This is a genomic window from Pseudomonas mohnii, assembly GCF_900105115.1.
Lineage (GTDB): Bacteria > Pseudomonadota > Gammaproteobacteria > Pseudomonadales > Pseudomonadaceae > Aquipseudomonas > Aquipseudomonas mohnii.
In genome coordinates this window covers 4570503-4590384 of record NZ_FNRV01000001.1, presented here as the reverse complement: position 1 = coordinate 4590384, position 19882 = coordinate 4570503, and the positions used below count along the sequence as shown (strand labels likewise).

Annotated in this window: 18 protein-coding genes; 6 read left to right on the top strand and 12 right to left on the bottom strand. The window is 60.3% G+C overall.

Annotated features, from left to right (window positions below):
* Window positions 1–19: 19 nt before the first annotated feature.
* Both lptG and lptF read right to left on the bottom strand, forming a co-directional pair.
* Entirely contained in the window at window positions 20–1081 is a 1062-nt protein-coding gene (gene lptG, locus BLV61_RS21375) for an LPS export ABC transporter permease LptG (RefSeq protein ID WP_090467300.1), read from the bottom strand.
* On the bottom strand, window positions 1074–2192 hold the full coding sequence (lptF, locus tag BLV61_RS21370; protein ID WP_047538124.1) for an LPS export ABC transporter permease LptF: 1119 nt from the start codon (window positions 2190–2192) through the stop codon (window positions 1074–1076). The genes lptG and lptF overlap by 8 nt, the downstream gene beginning before the upstream one ends.
* A gap of 417 nt (window positions 2193–2609) precedes the next feature.
* Between lptF and BLV61_RS21365 the strand changes: the two genes are divergently transcribed.
* From BLV61_RS21365 to BLV61_RS21345, 5 genes are all read left to right on the top strand, one after another.
* Window positions 2610–4100 carry a leucyl aminopeptidase gene (locus BLV61_RS21365; protein ID WP_090467299.1) on the top strand — a complete coding sequence of 497 codons (1491 nt, stop codon included), beginning with the start codon at window positions 2610–2612 and terminating at the stop codon, window positions 4098–4100.
* Between the two features lie 59 nt (window positions 4101–4159).
* On the top strand, window positions 4160–4588 hold the full coding sequence (locus BLV61_RS21360; protein ID WP_047538122.1) for a DNA polymerase III subunit chi: 429 nt from the start codon (window positions 4160–4162) through the stop codon (window positions 4586–4588).
* Window positions 4589–4596: 8 nt separating this feature from the next.
* Window positions 4597–4986: a hypothetical protein gene (locus BLV61_RS21355; protein WP_047538121.1), complete on the top strand. Its 390-nt coding sequence runs from the start codon at window positions 4597–4599 to the stop codon at window positions 4984–4986.
* A gap of 182 nt (window positions 4987–5168) precedes the next feature.
* Entirely contained in the window at window positions 5169–6548 is a 1380-nt protein-coding gene (gene xseA / locus BLV61_RS21350; protein ID WP_047538118.1) for an exodeoxyribonuclease VII large subunit, read from the top strand.
* 3 nt (window positions 6549–6551) lie between these two features.
* A complete protein-coding gene (locus BLV61_RS21345) occupies window positions 6552–7373 on the top strand; it encodes a M23 family metallopeptidase (protein WP_090467298.1) in 822 nt (273 codons plus the stop codon).
* Window positions 7374–7425: 52 nt separating this feature from the next.
* On the opposite strand, the gene BLV61_RS21340 is transcribed toward BLV61_RS21345, so the two are convergent.
* The gene (locus tag BLV61_RS21340; protein ID WP_047539337.1) at window positions 7426–7782 is read right to left on the bottom strand and encodes a hypothetical protein; all 357 of its coding nucleotides are present in this window, start codon (window positions 7780–7782) and stop codon (window positions 7426–7428) included.
* A 388-nt stretch (window positions 7783–8170) separates the two neighbouring features.
* On the opposite strand from BLV61_RS21340, the gene leuA reads away from it, so the two are divergent.
* Window positions 8171–9850, top strand: coding sequence for a 2-isopropylmalate synthase (gene leuA, locus BLV61_RS21335; protein ID WP_047538113.1), 1680 nt, complete (start codon window positions 8171–8173; stop codon window positions 9848–9850).
* 202 nt (window positions 9851–10052) lie between these two features.
* On the opposite strand, the gene BLV61_RS21330 is transcribed toward leuA, so the two are convergent.
* The 9 genes from BLV61_RS21330 to pilW form a co-directional block, all read right to left on the bottom strand.
* Window positions 10053–10844, bottom strand: coding sequence for an amidohydrolase (locus BLV61_RS21330; RefSeq protein ID WP_047538111.1), 792 nt, complete (start codon window positions 10842–10844; stop codon window positions 10053–10055).
* On the bottom strand, window positions 10832–11980 hold the full coding sequence (locus tag BLV61_RS21325) for a pyridoxal phosphate-dependent aminotransferase (protein ID WP_090469944.1): 1149 nt from the start codon (window positions 11978–11980) through the stop codon (window positions 10832–10834). Before BLV61_RS21325 ends, BLV61_RS21330 begins: the two co-directional genes overlap by 13 nt.
* 145 nt (window positions 11981–12125) lie before the next feature.
* Complete coding sequence (gene der, locus BLV61_RS21320; RefSeq protein WP_047538108.1) at window positions 12126–13595, bottom strand: ribosome biogenesis GTPase Der; 1470 nt, start codon at window positions 13593–13595, stop codon at window positions 12126–12128.
* A 216-nt stretch (window positions 13596–13811) separates the two neighbouring features.
* Window positions 13812–14963: an outer membrane protein assembly factor BamB gene (gene bamB, locus BLV61_RS21315; RefSeq protein ID WP_047538105.1), complete on the bottom strand. Its 1152-nt coding sequence runs from the start codon at window positions 14961–14963 to the stop codon at window positions 13812–13814.
* Complete coding sequence (locus tag BLV61_RS21310) at window positions 14956–15597, bottom strand: tetratricopeptide repeat protein (protein ID WP_090467297.1); 642 nt, start codon at window positions 15595–15597, stop codon at window positions 14956–14958. The genes bamB and BLV61_RS21310 overlap by 8 nt, the downstream gene beginning before the upstream one ends.
* A 41-nt stretch (window positions 15598–15638) precedes the next feature.
* Window positions 15639–16928, bottom strand: a complete 1290-nt coding sequence (hisS, locus tag BLV61_RS21305; protein ID WP_090467296.1) for a histidine--tRNA ligase — start codon at window positions 16926–16928, stop codon at window positions 15639–15641.
* Window positions 16929–16966: 38 nt separating this feature from the next.
* On the bottom strand, window positions 16967–18076 hold the full coding sequence (ispG, locus tag BLV61_RS21300) for a flavodoxin-dependent (E)-4-hydroxy-3-methylbut-2-enyl-diphosphate synthase (RefSeq protein WP_020795607.1): 1110 nt from the start codon (window positions 18074–18076) through the stop codon (window positions 16967–16969).
* 3 nt (window positions 18077–18079) lie between these two features.
* Window positions 18080–19114, bottom strand: a complete 1035-nt coding sequence (locus BLV61_RS21295; RefSeq protein WP_047538097.1) for a RodZ domain-containing protein — start codon at window positions 19112–19114, stop codon at window positions 18080–18082.
* Window positions 19114–19872: a type IV pilus biogenesis/stability protein PilW gene (gene pilW / locus BLV61_RS21290; protein ID WP_090467295.1), complete on the bottom strand. Its 759-nt coding sequence runs from the start codon at window positions 19870–19872 to the stop codon at window positions 19114–19116. The genes BLV61_RS21295 and pilW overlap by 1 nt, the downstream gene beginning before the upstream one ends.
* Between the last annotated feature and the right edge of the window lie 10 nt (window positions 19873–19882).

Genomic DNA, 19882 nt, shown 5'->3' with positions numbered 1-19882 from the left:
AGCCGGGAACGCCCCGCCATCAACCGGCGCGACGCAACAACCACAGCCCGGCCAGGGCGCAGGTACCGGCCGGCACCAGCACCGCAAACAGCGGCGAGAAACCGAACACCAGGCTCGAAGGGCCCAGCAAATCCTGGGCAATGCGGAAAGTGAACCCCACCAGCACGCCGGTAAACACCCGCTGACCGAGGGTCACCGAACGCAACGGGCCGAAAATGAAGGAAATCGCCATCAGCACCAGCGCGGCAGTGACCAACGGTTGCAACACCTTGACCCAAAATGCCAGCCAGTAACGACCATTGTTCAAGCCCTGGTCCGCCAGATAGTGGATATACCCCCACAGACCGCTGATCGACAACGACTCGGGTGTCATCACCACGGTATTGAGCAATTGCGGGCTCAATGCCACGTTCCAGCGCTCCACAGGGGCAGTCACCACCTCAGAGCTTTTATCGTGGAACAGCGTGGTGGTGATATCGGTCAGCTGCCAGTGCTCCTTGTCGAAGTCTGCGCGCTTGGCGAAGCTGGCCGACAACATGTGCCGCTCGGCGTCAAAGCGATAACGGGTCACACCGTACAAAATGCCATTGGGCTGAACGGAGTTGATGTGGATGAACTCATCGCCCTGACGGTGCCACATGCCGTGCTTGGCACTTTGCGCGTCACCACTGCCCTGGGCCAGCGAACGATTGGCTTGCGCGAGGTTTTCACTGGCGGGGGCGACATACTCGCCGATCAGCACGCCGGCAAGCATCAGCACCAGCATGGGCTTCATGACCGCCCAGACGATTCGGCCGATCGACACGCCGGCCGCGCGCATGATGGTCAACTCGCTGTTGCTGGCCAGGCTGCCGAGGCCGATCAGGCAACCGATCAGCGCCGCCATCGGCAACATGTCGTAAAGACGGCGCGGTGCAGTCAGCAGTACATAACTCGCGACATCGGCCAGGGTGTAGGTATCACTGATCTCGCCCATTTCATCGATGAACGCAAACAACGTTGCCAGCCCAAGGATGATTCCCAGCACAGCCAGGATCGCAATGAGCACGCTGCTACCAATGTAGCGGTCGAGCTTAACCACGGGCCACCTCCAGCGCGCTGCGGCGACTCGCCATCTTCAAGCGCAGGGGTTCCCAGTAAAGCAGGCCCAGGCCGATGACCAGGAAGATGGCATGCACCCACCACAAGCCCAACGCGACCGGGATCTTGCCCTTGTCGAGGGCGCCGCGTGCGGCAATCAGCAGGGTCAGGTAAGCCATATAAAGAAGAATCGCCGGCAACAGTTTGAGGAAGCGCCCCTGGCGCGGATTGACTCGCGACAGCGGCACCGCCATCAGGGTCACGATGAAGACCAGCAAGGGCAAGGACAGGCGCCACTCAAGCTCGGCGCGCATACGCAAGTCATCGCTATGGATCAAGACACTGGTGCTCAGCGCATCACGGTCGGTGACTTCGTCGCTGACATCCGGCTTGGGCAGCAATACACCGTACTCGTCGTACTTGATCGCACGATAGTCGGCCTGCCCCGGATTACCGTCGTAACGGTAGCCATTGTCGAGGATCAGGTAACGATTGCCATCAGGCTTGATTTCCTGCCGGCCCTTTTCGGCCACCAGGACGGAAATCCCGCGATCTTTCCCGTCGGATGAGGCGTTCTTTTGCGAAATGAATACGCCGCCAAGGTTGATCCGATCTGCCGACAACTGCTCGGTGTAAGTCACTCGCGTACCGTCGCGCAACGCCTGAAAGCGCCCCGGCTCCAGGGTATCGAACTCGGTCAGGGCATCTTGTTTGTTCAGCAGCAGCTGGAACTGATTGGCACCTTGTGGCGCCAGGCTCAGGCTCAGCCACGCCACGATCAGCGCCACCAGCGTGGCCGGAAAAAGGGTCATGACAAACAGACGCTGCTGGCTCATGCCGGTCGCCGAAAGCACGGTCATCTCGCTTTCCAGATACAGCCGGCCATACGCCAGCAGAATCCCCAGGAACAGCCCCAAAGGCAGGATCAGCTGCAGGAATCCCGGCAGGCGGAAGCCCATGATCAGAAACAGTGAACCCGGATCCAGAAGGCCCGAAGCGGCCTGGGCGAGGTATTTGATGAAGCGTCCACTCATGATGATGACCAGCAGCACGGCGCTGACGGCGCTCAAGGTCAACAAGACTTCGCGGGATAGGTAACGGAAGACGATCAAACCAGACACTCCAGGATTGTCAGGCGAAGGCAGCCAAACAAACAAACATATCAGGCAACCCGCAGGGCAGAGCCGCCGAAAAAGATGGCGCATTATCCTGTGATTGGGTGCGCCTGTCACTGCGCAATGCATGGAAGCGCCTGTAGGACCGAGCGTGCTCGCGAAGGGCGACGTCCATCTCTCGCGAAGCCTGAAACCCCGCCGCGGCCTCAAGTTCTTCGCGAGCAGGCTCGCTCCGACAATCGTACAACCGAGGGTTGTCAGGCGCCGCTAGCGAGGTTCAAACTGCGGCCTTCGTCGCCGGTCGGTACTGGCGCCTTTCTATTACTTTCTATTACTTTCTATTTAGATGCAGGCAGGCGACGCACATTCGGTGTCGAGCGCTTGCGAGTTGACCATCAATTCAGGGACCCGGACATGGAACTGGTTGTAAAGAGCGTTAACCCGGAAACGTTGAAAACCGCCACGTTGGTGGTCGCCGTCGGTGAAGGCCGCAAACTCGGCGTCGCCGCCAAACAACTCGACGAACTCAGCGGCGGTGCGATCAGCGCCGTGCTCAAGCGTGGCGACCTGGCCGGCAAGGTCGGGCAGAGCCTGCTGCTGCACAGCCTGCCCAACCTCAAGGCCGAGCGCGTGCTGCTGGTGGGCGTGGGTAAAGATGAAGAACTGGGCGACCGCCCGTTCCGCAAAATCATCGCCGGCGTACTCAATACCCTCAAAGGCCTGGCCGGCAGTGATGCGGTCCTGGCCCTGGACGAAATCGTGGTCAAGGGCCGCGACAGCTACGGCAAGACCCGCCTGCTGGCCGAAACCCTGGTGGACGGTGAATACCAGTTCGATCAGTTCAAGAGCCAGAAAGCCGAACCACGCGCCCTGAAGAAAGTCACCCTGCTGACCATCAAGGCCGCCCAGGCTGAAGTGCAACGCGCCGTGACCCACGCCACCGCCATTGCCAACGGCATGGCCTTGACTCGCGACCTGGGCAACTTGCCGCCAAACATCTGCCACCCGACGTTCCTCGGTGAACAAGCGAAAAACCTCGGAAAAGAGTTCAAGGACCTGAAAGTCGAAGTCTTCGACGAGAAGAAGATCAAGGCACTGGGCATGGGCTCGTTCTATGCCGTTGGCCAGGGCAGCGCCCAACCGCCGCGCCTGATCGTCATGCAATACAACGGCGGCAAGAAATCCGAGAAGCCCTACGCCCTGGTCGGCAAAGGCATCACCTTCGACACCGGCGGTATCAGCCTCAAGCCAGGCGCCGGCATGGACGAAATGAAATACGACATGGGCGGCTCTGCCAGCGTGTTCGGCACCCTGCGTGCCGTGCTCGAGCTGAAATTGCCAATCAACCTGGTGTGCATCCTGGCATGCGCCGAGAACATGCCGAGCGGCAACGCTTCTCGCCCGGGCGACATCGTCACCACCATGAGCGGCCAGACCGTGGAAATCCTCAACACCGACGCCGAAGGCCGTCTGGTGCTGTGCGATGCCCTGACCTACTCCGAGCGCTTCAAGCCGCAAGCCGTCATCGACATCGCCACCCTGACCGGTGCCTGCGTGGTTGCCCTGGGCTCCCACACCTCGGGCCTGCTGGGCAACAACGATGAACTGATCGGCCAACTGCTCAGCGCCGGCAAGGCTGCCGACGACCGCGCCTGGCAACTGCCGCTGTTCGATGAGTACCAGGAGCAACTCGACAGCCCGTTCGCCGACATCGCCAACATCGGCGGCCCGAAAGCCGGCACCATCACCGCAGCCTGCTTCCTGTCGCGCTTCACCAAAAACCTGAACTGGGCGCACCTGGACATCGCCGGCACTGCCTGGACCAGCGGCGGCAAGGACAAGGGCGCCACTGGCCGTCCGGTCCCCCTGTTGACCCAATACCTGCTGGACCGCGCCAAAGCCTGAAACCGATGATCCCGGGCGGCGTTGCTTGCCAGTGACGCCGCCCCGGCTCAGGAACCGCAATGACCAAAGTCGACTTCTATATCCTGCCCAGCGCCGATCCTTCGGCACGCCTGGATTTCGCCTGCAAGCTCACTGAGAAAGCCTGGCGCATGGGGCACCGCATCTACCTGCATTGCAGCGACGCCTCCCAACGCGACGATCTCGACGCACGCTTATGGGCGTTCAAAGGCGAGAGTTTCGTGCCCCACGGCCCTGCCGAAAGCGAACCGGACAGCCTGATCGTCCTGGGTCTTGGCGAAGACTGCGGTCAGCACCAGGATCTGCTGGTCAATCTCGACCTGAAAGTGCCGGCCTTTGCCCAGCGCTTTGCCCGCGTGGCAGAAGTGGTGGTGGAAGACCCGGTGATACGCCAGGCCGCGCGGGAGAGTTTCCGTTTCTACCGCGAACAGGGCTATCCTCTGCAAGATCACCGTTTACAGCGACTCTGAGCATTCCGATGGACACTCCAAAACCGCTGCAAAAGTCCGTGCACCTGCTGGACGACCTTGAGTCGATCCGCCAACTGCTCGGCGATGACAACCTGCAACCACCGCTGCTGACCGACACGGTCGAAGAAGGTGAACAGGAACAGATTCCGATGCTGTTCGATACCGTCAGCGCCCCCGCGCCGACCGTCGAACCGAAAGCGCCCGCGCCAGCCGCCGAGCCGGCACCGAGCGCCAGCAAGGGCGCCGACGCCCTGCTGTACCTCGACAGCGAACTGCGTGCCGCCGCGCAATTGATCATGCAGGACGTGATCGACGACTTCGCGCCGCACATCGAAACCGAAATCAAACGCCGCTTGAATGCGCGGATGGAACGGTTGCTGAGCCAGTACAACGATTGAACAACCTGCGCCAAGCGCGCCTGTGTGGAAGCGTGCCTGCTCGCGATGGCGTCTTGATTTTCACCGACGATATCGCCTGCCGGACTGCTTTCGCGAGCCAGCTCACTCCACAAACAGCTTCCAACAACTGATTTGTGCGGGGTCATAGAGATTGGTCACCGAATGCCTTTATCATGCGCCCCATGATTAAAGATCCCTTTGCAAGACTTGGCCTGGACCGTGAAGTCCTGACCGTCAGCCAGCTCAACGGCCGTGCACGGGTGTTGCTCGAAGACGTGTTCAGCAACATCTGGGTCGAAGGCGAAATCTCCAACCTGGCCCGTCCGGCATCCGGCCACGTGTACTTCACGCTCAAGGACAGCGGCGCCCAGGTGCGTTGCGCACTGTTCCGGCAGAACGCTGCGCGAGTGCGACAAGCATTGAAGGATGGCCTGGCGGTCAAGGTACGCGGCAAGGTCTCGCTGTTCGAGGGGCGCGGGGACTACCAACTGATCCTCGACACCGTGGAACCTGCGGGCGATGGCGCGTTGCGGCTGGCCTTCGATGCACTGAAGGAAAAACTCAGCGCCGAAGGCCTGTTCAGTGCCGAGCGCAAGGTACCGCTGCCGGCCCATCCACAACGGATCGGCATCATCAGTTCACCCACCGGCGCGGTGATCCGCGACATCATCAGCGTGTTCCGCCGTCGCGCACCTCAGATACAACTGACGCTGATCCCTACGGCCGTTCAGGGCCGCGAAGCCACCGCGCAAATTGTTCGCGCGCTGAAACTGGCCGATGCCCGCGGCTTCGACGCCTTGATCCTGGCCCGAGGTGGCGGCTCGCTGGAAGACCTCTGGTGCTTCAACGAAGAAGCAGTGGCCCGCGCGGTGGATGCCTGCGTAACGCCGATCGTCAGCGCCGTCGGCCATGAAACCGATGTGTCGATCAGTGACTTCGTCGCCGACGTTCGCGCCCCGACCCCATCCGCCGCCGCTGAACTGCTCGCACCGGACTCCAGCGATCTGGTCCGCCGGGTCGAAAGCCTGCACCGACGGTTGGTGATGCGCATGCGCGACCGTTTGATGCGCGACCGCTTGCGTCTGGAAGGCATCTCCCGGCGACTGCGCCATCCGGGTGAGCGCCTGCGCCAGCAAGCGCAACGCCTGGATGATCTGGACATGCGCATGCGCCGCGCCTTTGAACGCAGCCTCAACACTCGCCGTGAACGGCTGATCCGCCTGGAAACCCGCCTGGCGGGGCAACATCCCGGTCGGCAACTGGCGTTGTTGCGCCAGCGCCTCGACAGTCTCGCCGAACGCCTGCCCCGCGCCATCCGCGAGGGGCTGAAAAACCGTCGCCTGCAGTTGCAAAGCCAAATGCAGACACTGCATGTGGTCAGCCCCCTGGCGACGCTGGGCCGCGGTTACAGCATTTTGCTCGACGAGCGCGGCAACGCGATTCGCAACGCCGCGCAAACCCATAACGGTCAACGTCTGAAAGCCAAACTGGGCGAAGGCGAACTGCAAGTGCGGGTTGAAGACAATCACCTGACGCCTGTCACCCTTTCATTACTGGATTGATCCATGCCGCGCCTTTTAGCTTCTCTGCTATTGCTGTGCCTGACCCTGAACGCCCACGCCGACAGCTATATCACCCGCCTGTTGAACAAGCCGGTGCCGGGCGGCGTCGCGGTGGTGGATCTGGGCACCTCAGCGCAAGCGCCGAAAGCCAGCTATCAGGGCAAACCGGTACTGGTGGTCAAGGAGCAGAACAATTGGCTGGCCATCGTCGGCGTACCGCTGACTGTTAAACCGGGCGCCCAGTCCATCAGCAGCGGCGGCCGTACGCTGAACTTCACCGTGGGCCAGAAAAAATACCCGGAACAACGCATCACCTTGAAGAACACGCAGCAGGTCAACCCTGACCCGGAGAATCTCAAGCGCATAGAACGCGAGCTGGCAGAGCAGATTGCCGCCTATCGCACGTTCAGCCCGAATACCCCCAGCAACCTGCTGTTGGACAAACCGGTCAACGGGCCGCTGTCGAGCAAGTTCGGGGTGCGCCGGTTCTTCAACGGTGAAGAGCGCAATCCCCACGCAGGCCTGGACTTCGCGGTGCCGGCTGGTACACCGATCAAAACCCCGGCCGCTGGCAAGGTGATTCTGATCGGCAATTATTTCTTCAACGGCAACACGGTGTTTGTCGACCATGGCCAAGGCTTCATCAGCATGTTCTGCCACATGTCGAAAATCGATGTGAAGGTCGGTCAGCCATTGGCGCGTGGTGATGTGGTCGGCAAGGTCGGCTCGACCGGTCGGGCGACCGGGCCGCATATGCACTGGAACGTCAGCCTGAACGACGCGCGGGTAGATCCGGCAATTTTCATCGGGGCGTTTCAGCCTTAAGCTGGCGGCGGTGCGGCCGGTCCGCTCGCGATGACGGCATCACCGGCGCCGCTTACTCAGCGTCCAGGTCCTCTATCCCGTGGGCTTCCCGGTCGGCCAGGCAGTGCTTGATCCATTCCCGGGTTTCCTCCGAGAACCCGGTCAGCTCTTCAGCCGTGACCAGCTCACGGGCGCATAGCCCGAGCAAGTGAGAACGCGCTTCATGCCGCGAAAACCTGAACACCCCAAACGCCCAGTACAACTCCTTTTGACCGGCCTGGAGCAATTCCTCGCTCGCCTCTATCCGCTCATAAGGTGAGAGGTTTTTATCCAGCACTGTCTTTTCGACATCCGCCATGATCCGCACGCACATCCGCTCATGGGCGACCGGACGCAGCACGCAATAGAGCTTCCAATCGGACTCGTTCATCGCCGACTCCTGCTTGTCAGTCGAGGCCATAAGCATAGCTGCACGGGCACAGCCCGATGCCAAAATCCTCGATTGCGCATCACTCAAACCCTGCGCAAGCAACTGAACAAACAGTACCATTCAGCACAATAAAATCTCGATAAATACATAGACACGAGTATTCCTCTCAATTTTTTTCGACTGCTTGCCATCTTTCTCCCCCGCGGTTAGGGTTGAAGGCATGAAAACTCCTCACACCCTCATTCAGCTTCGCCAGCACCGCAGCCTGTGCCTTGTCAGTGCACGACTGCCGGGCTGATCGCGGTGCCTCGTCTCACGCCTTACCCCCAGAATATTTGATCCACCGGCTGGCCGCCTTTTTTCGGCCCACACAATAAGGATTACTCCGATGAGCATGCTCAAAGACCCGTCTTCGAAATACCGCGCGTTCCCGACCATCGACATCCCGGACCGTACCTGGCCGTCGAAAACCATCACTGCCGCGCCGATCTGGTGCAGTTCCGACCTGCGTGACGGCAACCAGTCGCTGATCGAGCCGATGGACGCCGTCAAGAAGCTGCGCTTCTGGAAAACCCTGGTGCAGGTGGGCGTGAAAGAAATCGAAGCATCGTTCCCGGCCGCTTCGCAAACCGACTTCGACTTCGTGCGCACCCTGATCGAAGGCAACCACATCCCGGACGACACCACCATCCAGGTGCTGACCCAGGGCCGTGAAGACCTGATCGAGCGTACCTTCGAATCCCTGCGCGGGGCGAAGAAAGCCATCGTTCACCTGTACAACGCGACCTCCCCTTCCTTCCGCCGGATTGTCTTCAATCAGGACAAGGACGGAGTCAAGGCCATCGCCGTGAACGCCGCCAAGCTGTTCGTCAAATACGCGGCCATGCAGCCGGACACCGAGTGGACCTTCGAATACTCGCCAGAAACCTTCAGCGCCACCGAACTGGAGTTCGCCAAGGAAGTCTGCGACGCGGTGATCGAAGTCTGGAACCCGACGCCCGAGCACAAGATGATCCTCAATCTGCCGGCCACCGTGGAATGCGCGACCCCGAATATCTATGCCGACCAGATCGAATGGTTCGGCCGTCACATCAACCGTCGTGACAGCGTGATCATCAGCCTGCACACCCACAACGACCGTGGCACCGGCGTGGCCGCCACCGAACTGGGCCTGATGGCCGGCGCCGACCGCGTCGAAGGCTGCCTGTTCGGCAACGGCGAGCGCACCGGTAACGTTGACCTGGTGACCGTCGCCCTGAACATGTACACCCAGGGTCTGGACCCTCAACTGGACTTCTCCGACATCGACGGCGTGCGCAAAGTCGTCGAAGAATGCAACCAGATCCAGGTGCACCCACGTCACCCGTACGTCGGCGACCTGGTCCACACGGCGTTCTCCGGCTCCCACCAGGATGCCATCCGCAAGGGCTTCGCCCAGCAGAAACCGGACGCCCTGTGGGAAGTACCGTACTTGCCGATCGACCCGGCCGACATCGGCCGCAGCTACGAAGCGGTTATCCGCGTCAACAGCCAGTCGGGCAAGGGCGGTATCGCCTACCTGCTGGAACAGGAATACGGCATCAGCCTGCCGCGTCGCATGCAGATCGAGTTCAGCCAGGTCGTGCAGCGTGAGACCGATCGCCTGGGCCTGGAAATGACAGCCCAGCAAATCCACGCCCTGCTGCACAGCGAGTACTTGCAAGCCAATACCCCATACGCGCTGGTCAGCCATCGCCTGCAGGAAGAAAACGGCCACAGCGCCGTCGAAGTGGAAGTCGCCAGCCAAGGCCAGGGCGAAACCAACCTGCATTGGCGCGGCAAGGGCAATGGCGCCCTGGAAGCCCTGGTGGCCGGTTTGCCAGTACCCGTGGAAATCATGGACTACAACGAACACGCCATCGGCGCGGGCACCAATGCCAAGGCAGCCGCCTACATTGAACTGCGGGTGAATGGCGAGCGTGCGGTGCATGGCGTCGGCATCGACGAAAACATCACCACCGCCAGCTTCAAGGCCCTGTTCAGCGCGCTGAACCGCTCCCTGAGCCAGCCGGAAGCGAAAGCGGCGTAAGCCTACGCTGTCATGTAAAAGGCCCCGGGGTGCGAACCTCGGGGCCTTTTTTTGCCTGCTGGTTTTGTGCTGTCTGAACCGGCCCCTTCGCGGGCAAGCCCGCTCCCACAGTTGACCGTTGTGAACTTAAATTTTGTTTACACCCACATACCCTGTGGGAGCGGGCTTGCCCGCGAAGAGGCCAGGTCAGGCGACGACGAACTCAGGTGAACTCGAACGTATCGGCATCTAGATTCGCCGGAAACCGCGTGCGATACGCCGCCAGTTCCGCCGCATCCAGTACCACCTTGAACACCCCGTCAGCCTCACCGGCACTGAGCAGTGTCTCACCCTGGAAATCCAGCACCTGACTGTCACCGGTATACGCGAAGCCTTTGCCGTCCGTACCGACACGGTTCACCGCCGCCACGTAGCACAGGTTTTCGATGGCCCGCGCCGGCAGCAAGCGGTTCCAGTGCTGGCGTCGTGCACCCGGCCAGTTGGCGGTGTATAGCAACAGGTCAGTGTCCTGGGCATCGCGGCTCCACACCGGGAAGCGCAGGTCGTAGCAAATCAACGGCCTCACGCGCCAGCCCTTGAGTTCGAACTGCACCTGACGCTCGCCGGGGGTGTAGTGGTGATGCTCGCCCGCCATGCGGAACAGGTGGCGCTTGTCATAGTGCAACACCTCACCGTCCGGCCGCGCCCACAACAGACGATTGCGATGGCTGCCATCGGCCGCATGAATGATGACGCTGCCCGTGATCACTGCGTCGAACTTCGCCGCCTGAGCCCGCAGCCATTTGCTGGTAGGGCCATTTTCCGCTTCAGCGAGGGTCTCCGACTCCATCGAGAACCCGGTGGTGAACATCTCTGGCAGGATAATCAGGTCAGCGCCTTGGGCCTGTTCCAGCAGCGATTCGAAATGCTCCAGGTTGGCCTTGCGGTCATGCCAGGCCAGGGAAGTCTGGATCAGTGCGATGTTCAGATTCGCAAGCACACTCAGATCACGCATAGTTTTTCCGCTGCTTCACGCAGGGTCTCCTCACGTTTGGCAAAGCACAGTCGCACCAGGCGCTGGCCTTCGGGTGGCGTCTGGTAGAACACCGAGATCGGAATACTGGCCACGCCATGCTCGCGAGTCATCCACAGGGCCATTTCGACGTCATTGAGGTCCGGGCAGATCTGCGAGTAATCGACCAGCTGGAAATAAGTGCCGGTCACCCGGGTGAAACTGAAACGCGACGGTGCGAGCAAATCGCAGAACAAATCACGCTTGGCCTGATAGAAACCCGGCAGTTCTTCGATGTGCTCCGGATGCTCGGCCATGTAATCGGCCAAGGCGTATTGCAGTGGCGTAACACCGCAGAAACTGACGTACTGATGCACCTTGCGCAGCTCTGCAGTCAGGACCGGCGGCGCGACGACATAACCGGTTTTCCAGCCGGTGACGTGATAAGTCTTGCCGAAGGAACTGACCACGAATGCACGCTGATACAGCTCTTCATGGACCAGCACGCTGACGTGTGGCACGCCGTCGTACACAAGGTGTTCGTAGACCTCGTCGCTGACGAGGTAGATGTCGCGATCACGGATCAACGCCGCCAACTGATCCAGCTCGGCGCGGCTGATCAAGGCACCGCTGGGGTTGTGCGGGGTATTGAGAATGATCATTCGCGTACGCGGGCTCAGCGCAGCAGCGAGCTTGTCGAAGTCGATGCTGAAATCGTCCAGCCCCAACTGTACGTGAACACAACGGCCACCCGCCAACTCAACCGAAGGCTCGTAACTGTCATACGCCGGATCGAACACGATGACTTCGTCACCGCTGTGGATAACCGCCTGGATGGCGCAGAAAATGGCCTGGGTCGCGCCGGGAGTGACGGTCACTTCGCTATCGACATCCACCTGAACGCCATAGCTGCGAGCAATTTTGGCAGCAATCTGCTGACGCAGCACCGGCAGGCCCGTCATTGGCGAATACTGGTTGTGGCCATTGGCAATATGCCGACCAACCGCGTCGCACAGGGCTCGTGGAGCATCGAAATCGGGAAAACCCTGGGACAGGTTGAGCGCCCCGGTCTGCGCCGCGAGCTGAGACATCTGAGTGAAAATAGTGATGCCGACATTCGGCAGCTTACTGGTGATCATCGGTGGGCCCCTGCAGGTGAGCTGCAAGTTTCAAGCGACAAGCCGCAAGCGGTCAAGCCTCAAACCATCAGGCACAAAAAAGGGCCCTTAACAGGCCCCTTTTTGGTTTTGACTTGAAGCTTGCAGCGTGTAACTCAGGGCTGCCTTAGCGCTTGTCGCGGCGCTTCTTGTCGGCTTTCTTGTGGTGCGACATCAAACGACGCTTCTTGTTGACCTGACGGTCGGTGAGCGAGTTCTTGTTGCCTTCGTACGGGTTCTCGCCGCCCTTGAACTCGATGCGGATCGGCGTACCGACCAGCTTGAGCACACGACGGTAAGTGTTTTCCAGGTAACGGACGTAGGACTTCGGCACCTTTTCGATCTGGTTACCGTGAATCACGATGATCGGCGGGTTCGCGCCACCCAGGTGGGCATAACGCAGCTTGATCCGACGGTTGTTTACCATCGGTGGCGCATGCTCACCGACCGCGTCTTCCAGAATCTGGGTCAGGCGGTTGGTTGGCCAGCGGGTGACCGCAGACTTGAACGAGTTCTGTACCGACGCGTAGAGGTTGCCCACGCCGGTGCCGTGCAGCGCCGAGATGAAGTGGATGTCGGCGTAGTCAACGAAGAACAGTCGACGTTGCAACTCGACCTTCACGAAGTCGCGTTCGCTCGGGGTCATGCCGTCCCACTTGTTGATCGCGATGACCAGTGCACGACCCGACTCAATGGCGAAGCCCAGCAGGTTGAGGTCGTGATCGACCACGCCCTCACGGGCGTCCATCACGAAGATCACCACGTTGGCGTCTTTGATCGCTTGCAGGGTTTTGACCACGGAGAACTTTTCGACTTCTTCGTGGATCTTGCCGCGCTTGCGCACACCGGCGGTGTCGATCAGCGTGTACTTCTCGTCGTTACGCTCGAACGGGATGTAGATACTGTCGCGAGTGGTGCCGGGCTGGTCATAGACGATAACCCGGTCTTCACCGAGCATGCGGTTGACCAAGGTCGACTTGCCCACGTTCGGGCGACCGATGATCGCGATCTTGATCCCGTCTTTTTCGCTCGGACCAGGAATGCGCTTGGCTTCTTCGCCCTCGGCGACTTCCTCTTCCTCGCCTTCTTCCGGCTCTTCTTCGTCTTTCGGGAATTCGCTCAGGGCGATTTCCAGCATCTGGGTGATGCCTCGGCCGTGAGCTCCCGCGATTGGAATCGCGTGGCCCATGCCCAACGGAGCGAATTCGGCGCGGGCCATTTCAGGGTCGATGTTGTCGACCTTGTTGGCAACCACGTAGGAACGCTTGTTACGTTTGCGCAAATGCTCGGCGATCATCTGGTCGGCGGCGGTAAAACCGGCCTTGGCATCTACCAGAAACAACACAACATCCGCTTCTTCGATGGCCAGCAGCGACTGCTCGGCCATTTTTTCGTCCATACCATGCTCGTCACCGGAGATACCGCCGGTGTCGACCAGAATGTAGGAACGCCCTTGCCACTTGGCCTCACCGTATTGGCGATCACGGGTCAGACCGGACAAGTCGCCGACAATGGCGTCGCGAGTCCTGGTCAGGCGGTTGAACAAGGTGGACTTGCCGACGTTCGGTCGGCCCACCAGGGCGATTACGGGAACCATGCGGCTCTCCACTTCGTTATTTCAGAAAATACAAAAGCCGCTGCGAGGCAGCGGCTGGTGCTCGGGGCAATCACTGTAGGAGCGGACTGTTCGCGAAAAACGCAAAAACGCCGCGTTTTTTCAGACAGTAAACGTAATCGTTGACGTCCATCGCGAGCAGGCTCGCTCCTACAAGTGAAGCAGCCTGGGGGGTTAACCCCAAGCATAGTCAAACCTTTACTTAATGGTCAGGGCTTCCAGTTTGCCGCTGTTGCCATACACATAAATCGTGTCACCCACCACCAGCGGACGGGCACGCAGGCCGTCGCTGTCGATGCGCTCGCGGCCGACAAAACGACCGTCCACCTGACTCAGCAGGTGCAGGTAACCTTCCAGGTCACCGACTGCAACGTAGCTGGAGAACACTTCCGGAGCCGACAGTTGACGGCGGGCCAGCGAATCGTTGCTCCACAAAGCTGTGGTGGAACGCTCGTCGACGCCTTCAACGGTGCCCGAAGACAGGCTCACGTAGACGCTGCCGAAACCCTGGGCGACACCGGCGTAGCTGGAAGCATCACGCTGCCATAGCTGGCGACCGCTTTGCAGGTCCAGTGCCGCAACGCGACCCTGGTAGCTCGCGACATAAACCGTCTCGCCAGACAACAGCAAGCCGCCGTCGATGTCGACCACGCGCTCCAGCTCCGAACGGCCTTGCGGGATCGCTACACGCTGCTCCCAAACCGGCACGCCGTTGGAAATGTCGAGAGCGACCACTTTACCGGTCGACAGACCAGCCACCGCGAGGCGGTTGGTCACGATCGGAGCACTGGTGCCACGCAGGGTCAGTACCGCCGGGGTGCTGTCATACAACCAGCGCTGGCTGCCGGTTGTGGCATCCAGACCGATCAGACGGTCGTCCTGAGTCTGGACCACAACCACATCACCGTTGTTGGCCGGCGGTGCGAGCACTTCGCTGGACACGCGAGCGCGCCATTTCTCTTCGCCGTTGATGGCGTCCAAGGCAACGATTTCACCCTTGAGCGTACCGATCGTCAGCAGACCGTAACCCACGCCAACAGCGCCGGAAACAGGCAGTTCGAGATCTTTCTTCCATTTGACGTCGCCGGTGTGGCGATCCATCGCAATCACTACACCAGTGACATCGGCGGCATAAATGGTATCGCCATCGATCGCCGGAACCAGCATGTTGTAGGTTTCGCCCTGACCGTCACCGATCGAACGGCTCCACTGCTTTTTCAGAACCACTTCTTCTTTAAAGTCGGTCAATTCGGCCGGTGGCAATTCTTTCTTGCTGTTGCTGCTGCAACCCGCGGCCAACAAGGCCAGAGCCAGCAATGCTGCATGTTTCCAACGGATCACGTCACGCATCCCCTTTGGCCAGGTCGTCCAGCTTGATTTGTAGGCCACCGACCGCCGCTTCATCCGACAGTGCCGCCTTGGCTTTTTGATATGCCGCGTACGCTTCATCGGTACGACCCAACTGCACCAGCAAGTCGCCCTTGAGTTCTTCACGAGTGGCCAGGAACGCTTTGTCGGCATCGCCTTCAAGCAGTTTCAGGGCTTCATCGGTCTTGTTCTGCGCGGCCAGCACCTGAGCCAGGCGCTGACGGGCGATTTCGCCCAGTGCCGGATTGGCCGGTTTGGCAACGATGGCTTTCAGTTCGGTGGCTGCGTCATCCAGCTTGCCGCTGTCGACGGCGACTTTCGCCACGAACAGGCTGCCGTACTGCGCGTAAGCGCTACCGCCGAATTCACTGTTGAGCTTGGCAGCCAGGTCCGAGACACGGGCCGCATCAGGCTTGCCGTCAGGCGTCAGCGTGGTTTCCAGCAATTGCTGATAGAGCATTGAGGCGCCTTGCGACTGATTGCTCTGATACTTGTGAAAGGCTTGCCAGCCGAACACGATGACCAGCGCCAACAGGCCACCAGTAACCAGGGGCTTGCCGTTGCGTGACCACCAGTCCTTCAAATCCGCCAGCTGTTCGTCTTCGGTACTCGACACCCCAATACTCCTTAATCGCTAAATCGGCTGTTTAGACAGCTTCAACCCTGCACGATGCAGGTGGCCAGGTGTGCAGCAAGCGCATCCCAGGCAATGCTTTGTTGTTCGCCCTGGCCACGCAGGGGTTTGAAACCTACCACTTGCTGGGCCATCTCGTCGTCACCGAGGATCAGTGCATACAGCGCACCGCTCTTGTCGGCTTTCTTGAACTGGCTTTTAAAGCTGCCGGCACCGGCATTCACTTGCAGGCGCAGGTTGGGCAACTGATCACGCACCCGCTCGCTCAACGCCAGGCCAGCCAGCTCGGCGGCTTCACCGAAGGCGCAGAGGTAGACGTCGACCTGGCGGGAGATTTCTTCCGGAATCTGCTCCAGGGTTTCCAGCAACAAGACCAGACGCTCGATGCCCATTGCAAAACCAACGCCCGCAGTCGGCTTGCCGCCCATCTGCTCGACCAGGCCGTCGTAACGACCACCCGCACACACGGTGCCCTGGGCGCCGAGTTTGTCGGTGACCCATTCGAAAACGGTCTTGCTGTAGTAATCCAGCCCGCGAACCAGCTTCGGGTTGATCACGTAAGGAATGCCGGCGGCGTCCAGGCGAGCCTTCAGGCCCTCGAAGTGCACGCGGGACTCTTCGTCCAGGTAGTCGGCCATTTTCGGCGCATCGACCAGAATCGCTTGTGTATCGGCGTTCTTGGTATCGAGCACGCGCAGCGGGTTGGTCTTGAGGCGACGCTGGCTGTCTTCGTCCAGCTTGTCCAGGTGAGCGGACAGGAACTCGACCAGTGCTTCGCGATAACGCCCACGGGACTCGCTGGTGCCCAGGCTGTTGAGCTCGAGCTTGACCGCGTCACGGATACCCAGCTCGCCCCACAGGCGCCAGGTGAGCACGATCAGCTCGGCATCGATGTCCGGACCATCGAGGTTGAACACCTCGACGCCAATCTGGTGGAACTGACGATAACGACCTTTCTGCGGACGCTCGTGGCGGAACATCGGACCGATGTACCACAGCTTCTGCACCTGGCCACCACCGGTGATGCCGTGCTCGAGCACTGCACGCACACAGGCTGCCGTGCCTTCCGGACGCAGCGTCAGGGAGTCGCCGTTACGGTCGTCGAAGGTGTACATCTCTTTTTCGACGATGTCGGTCACTTCACCGATGGAGCGTTTGAACAGCTCGGTGAACTCGACGATCGGCATGCGGATCTGCTTGTAGCCGTAGTTATCCAGCAGACGCGAAACGGTGCCCTCGAAGTGACGCCACAGAGGGGTCTGTTCGGGCAGGATGTCGTTCATGCCACGAATGGCTTGCAGAGACTTGCTCACATTAAATCCTTAAATTCCGTTCGGCTCTTTGGTCGGACTCAGCCACGCGCGATGACGGCAGCGTCAGCTTCGACCTTTTCGGCCGCTTTCTCGCGGATCAAGCGTTCGAGCTCATCCACGAGATTGTCATTCGTCAGTTTCTGCGACGGCTTGCCGTCGATGTAAATCAGGTTTGGCGTGCCGCCGGTCAAGCCGATATGGGCTTCCTTGGCTTCACCGGGCCCGTTGACCACGCAACCGATGACCGCAACATCCAACGGCACCAGCAGGTCTTCAAGACGCCCTTCCAGCTCGTTCATGGTTTTCACCACATCGAAGTTCTGCCGCGAGCAGCTCGGGCAGGCGATGAAGTTGATGCCACGGGAACGCAAGTGCAGGGATTTGAGAATGTCGTAGCCGACTTTCACTTCCTCGACCGGATCAGCCGCCAACGAGATGCGAATAGTATCGCCAATCCCTTCGGCGAGCAGCATACCGAGGCCCACGGCAGATTTCACTGTGCCGGAACGCAAACCACCCGCTTCGGTGATCCCCAGGTGCAACGGCTGGACGATTTCCTTGGCCAACAGGCGGTAGGCTTCGACGGCCATGAACACATCGGACGCTTTCACGCTGACCTTGAAGTCCTGGAAATTCAGGCGTTCGAGGTGTTCAACGTGGCGCAAGGCAGACTCAACCAGTGCTGCCGGCGTCGGCTCGCCGTATTTTTTCTGCAGGTCTTTTTCCAGGGAACCGGCGTTTACGCCGATGCGAATCGGAATTCCGCGATCACGGGCGGCATCGACCACGGCACGCACGCGATCTTCGCGGCCGATGTTGCCCGGGTTGATCCGCAGGCAGTCAACGCCCAGCTCGGCGACACGCAGCGCGATACGGTAGTCAAAATGGATATCGGCAACCAACGGCACCTTGACCAGTTGCTTGATTTTGCCGAAGGCCTCGGCAGCGTCCATGTCCGGCACCGAAACCCGCACGATGTCGACACCGGCTGCTTCCAGACGATTGATCTGTGCAACGGTGGCCGCGACGTCATTGGTGTCGCTGTTGGTCATGCTCTGCACAGCAATTGGCGCATCACCGCCAACCGGTACGTTACCGACCCAGATCTTGCGCGATTCGCGACGTTTGATTGGAGATTCGCCGTGCATGACTTATTGACCCAACTTCAGGCGAGCAGTCTCGCCACTGGTGAATGGAGCAACATCAACTGGCTGGCCGTTGTAGCTCACCTGAGCGCCACGGGCGTAGCCCAGGCGTACGGAAAACGGCGGTTTGCCGCTGACGGAAACGCTATCGCCTTTACGCTTGAGGCCGCTCAACAACACCTTGCCGGTGCCATCGCTCACTTGCGTCCAGCAATCGGCCGTGAATTGCAGTTGAACCTGGCCCTGGCCGGCGACCGGGGCAACCGCTGGAGCTGCAGGCGCCGGGGTGCTTGGGACGCTCGGCGCGGTCACGGTAGGAGCTGGTACGGCGGGCACTGCCGGCGCCGGGGTCGCAGGAGTGACAACCGGAGCCGTGGCGTGCGCAGGTGCAGGTGCAGCTGGCGCAGGTGTGGCCGGCGCTACCGCAGGTGCGGTCGTTTGAGCCTCGGCCGGTGCTGGCGCCGACGTATCGGCCTGCGGCAACGCAAGAGCGGTTGCGCCTTCAGCCTGGCCTTGCGCGACGGCCTGGTCTTCCGGCTCGTCCAGTGGATGAATCTGGGTGGTGCCGTCAGCGCCTTCGACTTCCACGTGCTCCGGGCTCAGGCTGACCAGATCCTTGGTGTGCATCGAGGTCTGATCCTGCCACCAGACAAAACCACCGCCGATCACTGCGATCAGCAACAGCAGACTGACAATTCGCAAGATGGTGTGGGAAACCCGGACCGGCTCTTCGATGCGACCCAGGCTGTGAACGTTACTGCCCTGGGAGTCGGTGCCGGTGGACTGGTCGAACTGCTGGACCAGAACGGCCTGATCCATGCCCAGCAACTTGGCATAGGCGCGAATATAGCCGCGAGCAAAGGTATGCCCGGGCAGCTTGTCGAAAGCGCCGGCTTCCAGATTACTCAGGGAATTGACGGTGAGGTTGAGCTTGAGGGCCACTTCGGCCAGCGACCAGCCATTGCTTTCGCGGGCCTGGCGCAGGGTCTCACCGGGATTCACGCGATTCGCTGCTACAACTTCGGGATGCGCCGCTTTCATCATTGCTCCGACAGGTATTGCTGATATTCCGGTGTACCGGGATAGAGTCGTTTAAGTTGCAGGCCCGCACTGGCGGCCTTGTCGCGATCTTCAAACACTTTTGCCAGTCGAACGCCGAGCAATAGACTACGTGCATTTTGCTCGGTGAGCAGGCTAAAACGGTCGTAATAGTCACGCGCGGGCACATAATGCCTGTCTTCGTAAGACAACTCAGCCATTTCCAGCAATGCTCGAGGCTGCTGATGGTTCAAGCGCAGGGCTTTCTCCAGTTGCTGCCGGGCCAAATCACGCTGACCGAGCATCGAAGCCGTCATGCCAAGGTTCTCGAACACACGCGAACGCTCAGGATACAGCGTATCGGCCGCCGCCTGCTCAAAGCGCTCATAGGCGTCCTTGTAGCGTTTCTGCTCGAAAAGAAAACTGCCGTAGTTATTGAGGATTCGCGCATCGGCGTGGCGGGATGACAGCGCCTTGCGAAAATGCTGGTCGGCCAGTTCCGGTTCCATTTCAGCCTGGAATACCAGGCCCAGCGCCGCGTTGGCGTCCGGGTCCGCGTCATCCAGCTCCAGCGCTTTCTTCAGCGGTATTTTCGCTCGCTCGGTCATGCCTTGCTGCAAATAGCCGATCCCGAGCTGCACATAGGCCTCACGCGCTTCATCACGGCCCTTGCTGGTCTTCATGGGATTGTAATCGCCCGAAAGAACACAGCCAGCACACAGGCTGGCCAACAGCAAAAGCAGCGCAAAGCGCAGGGACATAGAGATCCTC